The sequence below is a fragment of the uncultured Thiodictyon sp. genome, assembly GCF_903828115.1.
Taxonomy (GTDB): domain Bacteria; phylum Pseudomonadota; class Gammaproteobacteria; order Chromatiales; family Chromatiaceae; genus Thiodictyon.
The window spans coordinates 1-8,148 of record NZ_CAIKKU010000225.1; the positions used below are offsets into that span (position 1 = coordinate 1).

The 8,148-nt window shown below is 64.9% G+C and carries 9 protein-coding genes; all 9 read left to right on the forward strand.

Features of this window, described 5'->3' with window-relative positions:
- Positions 1–805 precede the first annotated feature (805 nt).
- The 9 genes from QZY48_RS08270 (at position 806) to QZY48_RS08310 (ending at position 7,878) form a co-directional block, all read left to right on the forward strand.
- Positions 806–1,021 carry a helix-turn-helix domain-containing protein gene (locus tag QZY48_RS08270; RefSeq protein ID WP_295430030.1) on the forward strand — a complete coding sequence of 72 codons (216 nt, stop codon included), beginning with the start codon at positions 806–808 and terminating at the stop codon, positions 1,019–1,021.
- Positions 1,022–1,253: 232 nt separating this feature from the next.
- On the forward strand, positions 1,254–1,562 hold the full coding sequence (locus tag QZY48_RS08275) for a hypothetical protein (protein WP_295430031.1): 309 nt from the start codon (positions 1,254–1,256) through the stop codon (positions 1,560–1,562).
- Positions 1,559–2,665, forward strand: a complete 1,107-nt coding sequence (locus QZY48_RS08280; RefSeq protein ID WP_295430033.1) for a ParB/RepB/Spo0J family partition protein — start codon at positions 1,559–1,561, stop codon at positions 2,663–2,665. Before QZY48_RS08275 ends, QZY48_RS08280 begins: the two co-directional genes overlap by 4 nt.
- Positions 2,662–2,877 (forward strand): hypothetical protein, encoded by a 216-nt coding sequence (locus QZY48_RS08285; RefSeq protein WP_295430035.1) that lies wholly within the window; start codon positions 2,662–2,664, stop codon positions 2,875–2,877. Before QZY48_RS08280 ends, QZY48_RS08285 begins: the two co-directional genes overlap by 4 nt.
- Positions 2,874–4,535, forward strand: a complete 1,662-nt coding sequence (locus QZY48_RS08290) for a YfjI family protein (RefSeq protein ID WP_295430037.1) — start codon at positions 2,874–2,876, stop codon at positions 4,533–4,535. The genes QZY48_RS08285 and QZY48_RS08290 overlap by 4 nt, the downstream gene beginning before the upstream one ends.
- A gap of 379 nt (positions 4,536–4,914) precedes the next feature.
- Entirely contained in the window at positions 4,915–5,268 is a 354-nt protein-coding gene (locus QZY48_RS08295) for a hypothetical protein (protein ID WP_295430039.1), read from the forward strand.
- 586 nt (positions 5,269–5,854) lie between these two features.
- Positions 5,855–6,811 carry a hypothetical protein gene (locus tag QZY48_RS08300; RefSeq protein WP_295430041.1) on the forward strand — a complete coding sequence of 319 codons (957 nt, stop codon included), beginning with the start codon at positions 5,855–5,857 and terminating at the stop codon, positions 6,809–6,811.
- A 2-nt stretch (positions 6,812–6,813) separates the two neighbouring features.
- Positions 6,814–7,485, forward strand: a complete 672-nt coding sequence (locus QZY48_RS08305; RefSeq protein ID WP_295430042.1) for a phage protease — start codon at positions 6,814–6,816, stop codon at positions 7,483–7,485.
- Positions 7,486–7,503: 18 nt separating this feature from the next.
- Positions 7,504–7,878 carry a Mor transcription activator family protein gene (locus QZY48_RS08310; protein ID WP_295430044.1) on the forward strand — a complete coding sequence of 125 codons (375 nt, stop codon included), beginning with the start codon at positions 7,504–7,506 and terminating at the stop codon, positions 7,876–7,878.
- The last annotated feature ends 270 nt before the right edge of the window (positions 7,879–8,148 follow it).

Consider the following 8,148-nt stretch of genomic DNA (forward strand, 5'->3'; position numbering starts at 1 on the left):
CCCGCTCCTGGCGATGGGCTCAAGGCGGGCGGCAACCTCCCAGGAGCAGGACCGCGGCCCCGGGTTCTGCTTGGCGGCCGTCCCCCCCTGGTCACTGCGCCGGGTCACTGCCAGCGGATCGGCGGCCCCGTGGTGGAGGTGGTGCAACACCTGGTGAGCCGGTCGATACCTGCCCGGAACCATGCCCTACCGCGCTTTCTCGCTTCGTGTCCGCGCCGGTCGATAGGCATAACCTATGGGCACGGCAATTGCTTAATCCTCGTAAAACTCTGTATTACATGACACGCAATAACTGTTCCCGATAGTTATAGCCTATGAGTCGGCCGGCTCCGGTCAGTCTATGGCCTTCACTGCAATAAGCGGCCGTTGCCACCTGGCCACAGACCCCGCGCAAGCCTATTGCGCATGGCGCAAATTTATTGCGCCTGTCGCAAGCCCTGCGTTCACTAAAGCGCTTTAGTAGTAATTTCTGCGCTGTGCCGTTTATCGTGCATACACCCTAAAGACACCGAGCAACGCCAAACATGCCAGAGCCCCTAAGCAGCGCTTACGCAACGACCCCCACCGAACCCCAAGCGCCCGACTGCGCGACCCTGATCAATTCGACAACGGCGTGCGCCCTGGCCGGAGAAATTTCACCCATGACCTTGTGGCGCTGGACGCGCGACAGCGTTATCCCCCGCCCGCTTATCATCCGCGGGAGGAAGTTTTGGAACCGCGCAGAGTTCATCGCGGCACTTGTCGCGGCCGGGTCAGGGAAAAGCAGCCTGCCCCGTAAAATCCCCACCAAACAGAGCAAAGCAGCATGAAATTACCCCTTGTCGTAACCGAGTTGTTGACGCCCGCGCAAGCGGCCGTGGAACTGGCCGTGAAGCCGTCCACGATGGCGAGTTGGCGACAACGGCGGGCGGGCCCTGAGTTCGTCAAGATCGGCGGCCGAGTGCTCTACCACCCCGCGGCGTTGCAGGCTTGGGTGACTGCCAACACCCACACTGCGCGCCCCCAGGAGGCCACCCAGTGACCCCCACCAACGAAAAAGCCCCGGCACTGGGCAGAGTGCAGGGGCTTGGAGACGGCGCTGGAGTGGAGTATCTTCGTTGCCGTCGTGGTGTCCCTTGCCGGGGACACCACGCAAAGCGAGGCCGCAGACACGGCGTTGCACCGGCAAGGCGATTGTACCCCGCGTGGGGTCTGTCCGTCCTGCCCCTGCCGACTGTTCGCGGCCGATCCTCCCACCCCTTGGAGATCGGCACATGACTACCCCAGACCGCGCCCCCGGCGCCCCCCTGCCCACCCCTACCCCCGACCCCGCCCGGGTCGCCCTTGCCCTGCGCGTGTTTGATGGTGCCATCCGCCCCGGCGCCCTGTCGAACGCGGATACCCTGGCCGTGTGGCTGACCGCGATTGAAGGTGCGGCCGGGTATCTGGAGTATTCCGCGTCGGCGCTGTCCTCTGATCTGCCCCCCATGCCGGATGACCTGGCCGGCGTCGGTGCGCTGATCAAGTTTGCTGCGCGTATCTGCGGCCACCTGGCGGACGCGGTAGCCGAGGGCGCAGCATGAATGCCACCGTCCTCTTTCCCACCGAAGCGGAAATCAATCCGTTGGAGTTCTACCGGAAGGAAATCACTCATGCGCCGTTTTTGATAGCCGACCGTAAAGGCTACGCGCAGCGCATCATGTGCCCTTTCTGTCGTCCCGACGAACTATCGTTTGTGATACACGCCAAGACCGGCGCCTATCGCTGCCTTAGATGCGAAAAGACCGGCGCATCGGTTCTTGATTTCATCATGGATCACAAAAAGCTGAGTATTGACTTAGCGCGTGACTACCTGAATGAGCATTACGGGAGCGCGCCCGCCGCCGCGTCAGACGCGCCTGCCGCGCCCGATACCGGCCCGGCCCCGCACCCCTTGTGCCTCTGGTTACCGGACATGTCCGCGGAGGAGTTCGACAAGCTCAAGGCGGATATCCAGGCCCAGGGACTGCGGCACCCGATCTTGCTTCACGAGGATCTGATACTGGACGGGCGGCACCGCGCCCGCGCCTGTGCCGAGTTGGGTATCGTCGCCAGCTTCGAGCAGTGGACGGGCAACGACCCGCTCGCCTTCGTCCTCAGTGAGAACCTGCACCGGCGGCACCTGACCACCGACCAGCGGGCGGCGATTGGCGCGCGCCTGGCGACGCGGAGTCGCGGAGGGGATCGGAGGTCGGAGGCGATCAAAGGATCAAATGATCCTTTGAACCCGGCGCCCGCCCTGACCATCGACGATGCCGCCAAGGTGATGAACGTTTCCCCCGCGAGCGTGAAGCGCGCCAAGGCCAAGGCCGCGTTGCCCGCCCCCGTGTCGTTGCCCCCGGACGCCTGCCGCTCGGACGACCTTGAGGTCACTGAGGCCGACCCCACCGGCCCGGAATCGGCGCCCGTCAAAAGGGTGTCCCTGCCGGGTCAATCGGGATATTCCGGCGCGAACACACGGACCGCCGCGCGCCTGAGAAGGCTCGCCAGCGAACTGGAATCCGCCATGGGCTCAGAACAGCGCACTGGGGTTCCTCTCGCTGAGGCACTGGCGCTGCTGCGTGACATCCAGGCAACCGCCAGGGGGCTTGCCGCCATCCTTGAGAAGCGTCTGGGCGAGGTTGACGGCGCAGAGGTCAGGACATGAGCGCAGCAACACCCAGGAAGCGCCCGATCGAGGACCCGCTACCCGCTGCCTTGCGGCTATGGATTGCCGACATTCCCGAACGGACGAAATGCCCTCCCGACTACCCCGCCCAACTGGCCGAGACCGAGCGCCGGACCCGTGCGGCCCGCAAGGTCCTGGAGGCCGCGCGCCTGGGGTACCTGGACGCGGCTGAACGGGAGGGCAGGACATGAGCGCAGCAACACCGAGGAAGCGCCCGAGGTCGCTACTCCCCATCGCCGACCACCTGCAGGACGGCTTGAGCGCAAAAGTTGCTGCGCTGGAAGTTGCCGGCCGGGCGGCCACGCGGGAGGAAATGAAGCGCCAGCGGACCCAGACCACCGAGCCCGCGCGATCCGCGCCCACCGCGGCCCCATGGCCCGCTCCTGAACCGCTCCCGTCTGGCCTTCCTGCCGTGGCGCCGTTCGCACTGGACCTGCTACCCGCGGCCCTGCGGCCGTGGGTCGCGGACATCGCTGAACGGATGCAATGCCCGCCCGACTACCCCGCCGTTTCTGCCATGGTCACACTTGCGGCCGTGGTTGGTCGACAGATGGCGATTCGTCCCAAGTGTCAGGATGATTGGACCGTGACGCCCAACCTATGGGGCGCCGTGGTCGGTCGCCCCAGTCTGTTGAAGACGCCCGCGATTCAAGAGGCGATCCGCATGATTGACGCGCTTGAGGCGAATGCAAGGCAAGTTTTCGACCACGAAAACACCAACTATGAAGCCGCGCTATTGGTCCACAAGGAAACATCCAAAGAGGCCATCAAACGAGTGTCCAAAGCCGTTCAAGCCAAGGATGCAGCACGCGCCCATTCCATTGCGCTTGAAGCCGTGCAGGAACCGCCGCCGCCCGTGCGGAAACGCTATAAGACTCACGACGCCACCGTTGAGAAATTAGGCGACCTGCTACGCGAAAACCCCCGCGGGATGCTGCTGTATCGTGATGAACTGATCGGCTTCCTAAAGTCGCTTGACCAAGACGGGCGGGAGGGATCGCGCGCCTTCTACCTGGAAGCCTGGAACGGCACCGGCGGATTTACCTTTGACCGCATGGGTAGGGGTACCGTTGAGATTGCCGGCGCCTGTGTGTCGATCATCGGCGGCATTCAACCCGGCCCGATCGGTGACTACATGGTGTCGGCGATCCGCGGCGGCATCGGTGACGACGGGCTTGTGCAGCGGTTCCAGTTGGCCGTCTGGCCGGACGCAACGCGCGACTGGCACAACGTGGACCGCTGGCCCGACACCGCGGCCCGTGACACCGCCCGCGCCGTCTATGAGCGCCTGGACTGTATTGACCCGGACGCCCTGCACGCGACCCGGGAAGATGGGGACGCGCTGCCGTGGGTCCGGTTCGACGAGGCCGCACAGCGGGAGTTCAACGCCTGGCGGGAGGTCTTAGAACATCGCCTGAGAGATGACGACCTGCATCCGTGTCTTGAGTCGCATCTGGCTAAGTTCCGATCGCTGGTTCCATCGCTGGCGCTGCTGTGCCACCTGGCCGACGTGCCAGAGGGCGGCCCGGTAGGGCTTGCCTCAGCACAGCGTGCAATGGCTTGGGTTGAGTATCTGGAGACGCACGCCCGGCGCATCTACGCCCCGGCGATGGCCGTTGACATGGCGGCGGCCCTGGAACTGGACCGGCGGATGCAGTCCCTTCCTGCCCCGTTCACCGCCCGCGATATCTACCGGAAGGGCTGGCGGTTTCTAGATCTGAAGGGAACCAGTGACGCGCTGGCCGTGTTGGTCGAGTTCGGGCGCATCCGAGCCGATGACGGCGAAGCCCAAGGGCGCCCGACAACCCGCTACACCGTTCACCCTAGCCTTGTGGAGGACCAGACATGAGCTACTTGGACCGACTGCGCGCGACCGAAAAAAAATCTGAAAGCCCAGGATGGGGTACTGCCAAAACTGACAAAACCCCCCTTGATGGGACTTTTGGCAGTTTTGGCGGTACCCCATCCGGCCCTTTTCAAAAAATCGAGGGGCTGCCGGGGGCCCCGCTCCCAGTCACACCCCTGACCGCCGCTGACCCTGCCGGACCGGCCCCCGCGCCCCGCCCGATCCAGCGGGCTTACCGCGTCCTGGTCCGCATGGACCCGGACGCGCCCGCCCGCTGGGTCACGATGGTAACGACCGACTCCGACCCCGCGAGCGCCTTTGCATCGGCCGATCGCCAGTTCGGCGCCGTGCGCGTCTTGGCCCTGGATTGCTGAGCAGCACCATGGACAAACAGCACCACACCGACCACGGGGCAACGCTGCATCAGTTGCCCCTCGCACTCTCCGGCGAAGACCCAGGGCGGCCGGTCCCTGCATGGCTGCACACCGACGCGCTACGGGCCGACCTTGGCCCGCTCGCGTGCCATGTGCAAACGTTGGTCGCACTCCCTGCCGGGTTCGTGGCGCGGTTGCGACTGGACACGCCCCGGGCGGATGCAGAACTGATCTATGCCGAGTTTGACCGGCACGCGGCACGGGTTAAAACCATCGTGGCGCCCGCGGCGGCCCCGGCGGCGAAGACCCGCAAGCCGCGACCACGCAAGGCGGCCCCGGCGCAACCGAAGGAGGCGACATGAAAACCATGAAAATAAACTTCCGCCCACTTGCTGGAATCACGATAACGCCGAACATTGAGGCAGCCCCTTATTGCACCGGCGCCCCTCACCTTGGCTTCGTCCTGTATAGTCGCGGCGGCGGCGGATGTTGGAATCAGCGAACCGAGATAGAGTATCCGCCATCGGCCGGAATGAAGCCTGTACAGATTGACGGGGCTTGGTTTTGGAGCGCCTAACAACACCGAGTTTGACCGGCACGCGGCACGGGTGAAAACCATCGTGGCGCCCGCGGCGGCCCCGGCGGCGAAGACCCGCAAGCCGCGACCACGCAAGGCGGCCCCGGCGCAACCGAAGGCGGCGACATGAAAACCAGAAAAGGCCGATCATCCGCGGAGCTTGTCCGGCAACTGCAAGCGGAATATGACGAGGCATCCGCCCTTATAAAGCAATGTCAGAGCGGATCAACCGGCTATTTCTGGTGTCAAGGCCGCATTGGTACCGCGTCCCTTGTGCTATTGCGTTGCGGCTATGAAATAGCAGATAAAAGAGAACGCAATAGCGAACAACAGACGAACCAATTAACTCCGTTCAATCACCAAGAGCCATCATGAAGAAACCCATTACCGTCTCCCCCGCCGTAACGACCCTTGCCGCCGCCCTGGCGGCCCTGAAGGAGCAAGACGCCTTGCGCGCAGCGATCACCGCCGAGCGCACCGCGGCGGCCACTGCCGCCGCCGAGGTGCAACGGCTGGAACGCGAAGCCGACGAAGCGCGCAACGCCCTGGCCGGGTATCGATCCACCCCTGACCGCTACGCGCAAGAGATCGCCGACGCCACCGCGGCCGACGCCAGGGCCGAGGCAGGCATCGCCCAGGAGTACGCCCGCCACGCGGCCCACCTGGGGGAGGTCGAACGCCTGTCCGCGTTGCTGGCCGATACCCCGGTAACCCCCGCCATCCTGGCCGAGCACCGGGCGGCGCTGGACCAAGAGCAAGCGCGGGTGGACACCCTGCGCACGCACTGTGCGAATCTGCCGTTACTGGACCCGTACCCCGCCCCCGCCCGGTCACACGAGCTGCAGACTGAGCTTGAGGACCTGCTGGCGGCCCAGTTGCTTGGTGAGGACGTGGCGAAGCGCCTGGCCGAGGTCACAGCGGAGCTTGCCCAAGACGCCAGGGTGAGAGCGCAGAACGACAACGAGGTGTCCGCGACCCTGGCCGGACTGAACCGCCTGGCCGATGCTGCCGAAACAGCGCTTGAGCGCGACCGCGGCCACTACCGCGACTTGGTAGACGCCTTGTTGAGGTCGCAGGTTGCCGCCGCCGCTGAACGATATGAACGGCTGGCAGAGCAGACCGCCGCCGCCTTGATCGAGTTGCAGGCACTGGATGATGCACGCCTGGCAGGGTGCAAGGGCGCCCCGTTTGGCTTGGTGTCAGGCTATTTGACGCGGGTATCACTGCCCCGGGTAAGCGGCCTTGGCGCCCCGCTGTTGTCGGCGGACATGATGCTTGAGCGCGTTCCGCCGGCAATCGCCGCCCTGCGCGCAGACTTCGGGATCTGACCATGGGCGCCGAACCTGAGATTGGTCTTGCCGTTGGGGCTGCATCCGAGTTCGGCGGCCCGATCCCGCCCGACTGGCTTTTGCTTGCCCCCGCTGGCGTTATCGTCGGTCGGGACGGGCGGACCTTCAGCAACCCCGCCCCCGCGTCCGTGGTCGCGCGCTTCCTGGCGAATCGCGCCGACTTGCCGTTGGACACCGAACACGCAACCCACATCCGCGCGCCCGTTGGACTGGACGCCCCGGCGGCAGGGTGGATCACGGCACTTGAGGCGCGCCACGGCGAAATTTGGGGGCGGGTCAGTTGGACCGCAGCCGGCGCTGAATCCGTGCGGACCCGGGCATATCGGTACTACAGCCCGGCCTACCACCTGAACCAGTCTCAGGAGGTCGCGTCAATTGCATCCGTGGGGCTGACCAACAAGCCAAACCTTTATGTTACAGCCATGAACCGCGGCGCTTTTCCTTCGGCCCCGGCCCCGGCGCTGACCGCCGAGGCGAGCAGGATCGCGGCGGCGTTCGGGAACACCCTAGAGGCCTTGGCGCGCTACTCCCAGAGCCCGGCGGCGTTGCACCGGGAACGGGAGGGCACGACCGACGAGGCGGACAGGATCGCGGCGGCGTTCGGGAACACCCCCGCCGCCCTGACCCGGTATGGGCACCTGACCACCACGTAAACCGAACCCGGAGGACGCATGGGAGAGTTAGACCTTGAGAGCCTGGCGGATGCGGGACGCTGGCCAGTGGTGTTTGATGAAATGACCACGATAATCTTTGACACCGTGGCAAACACACTGCCAAATCTTGACCCCCGTAGCACGCGAACCTGTGCGGTAAACGTGGTTGCGCGAATCGCAACCGAATATGGGGGGGCATCTTTTTACATCCCGAAAAATGACGCGATTACGCGCGCCCTGCGCAATCTGGAGATCTGGGCAGAACATGACGGCACGACGGACGGGGCGCACGGCATCAGGGCCATTGCCAAGCGCTACCGAATGTCAGAACAGTCGATTTGGATGATTCTGAGGCATCAAAGGCAACTAAACCATAATAATACCGTGGTTTAGCGCCGGATAGCGCGACATAGCGCACCGACCGGCGCAATCTTTTTGCGTATGGCGGAAACCCCGTACTGGTTGCCCAGGAGGATCGGGAAGACCAGCCTCAAGGCCCTGGCGATGGGCTCAAGGCGGCGATGGGCTCAAGGCGGGCGGCAACCTCCTGGATCGGGCGCCGGTAGGCCCTGGCGAGCGGCATCGGCCCCAGGAGGACCAGCCTCAAGGACTCCGGCCCGCTCCTGGCGATGGGCTCAAGGCGGGCGGCAACCTCCTGGATCG